The sequence below is a fragment of the Aminobacter sp. P4_D5 genome, assembly GCF_056401815.1.
Map to the genome: position 1 here is coordinate 1 of NZ_JBFUIP010001209.1, position 557 is coordinate 557.

Annotated in this window: 1 protein-coding gene; it reads right to left on the minus strand. The window is 68.8% G+C overall.

What is annotated here, in order from left to right; all coding sequences use genetic code 11:
* A partial coding sequence (locus tag AC1DWF_RS37530) for a molybdopterin-dependent oxidoreductase (RefSeq protein WP_476843490.1) occupies positions 1 to 557 on the minus strand: 557 nt, incomplete at both ends.

The window sequence follows — 557 nt, forward strand, 5'->3', positions numbered from 1 at the left end:
GCGTGTGGGTCAGCGCGAGCATCAGCGCCGTGTCGGTGTTGGGGCGGATGGGGAGCCACTCGGCGCCGACCTCCTCCGGCAGGTCGTCGCGCAGAGGGCCGATCAGCACGAATTCCGCGCCGCGGTCGCGCGCCGCCTTCATGCAGCCGCGCTCGATATGCCGGCTAATGCCGCCGCTCGCGACCATGCTGTTCTTCAGCGCCATGCCGCCGAAGGCGAGGACGATCTCGCTGTGCTCAGCGATCGCCTCCCAGGTGACGTTGCGGCGGGAGACGGTCTCCATTGGCCCGACGATGCGGGGCAGGATCACGCCGGAGGCGCCCGCGCTGTAGGAATTCACCGAGCGGACGTAGCCGCCCAGCGCGATGTTCAGGAAGCGGTGCACCTGGCTCTGCGCATGGTGGAAGCGCCCSGCGCTSGACCAGCCATAGGAGCCGCCGAAGATGGATTGCGGCCCGTGCTTCTCCTTGACCCGCTTCAGCTCTGCCGCGAGCAGGTCCAGCACCTGGTCCCACTCCATCGCCACGAACTCGTCGCTTCCGCGATCCGTGCTGGGC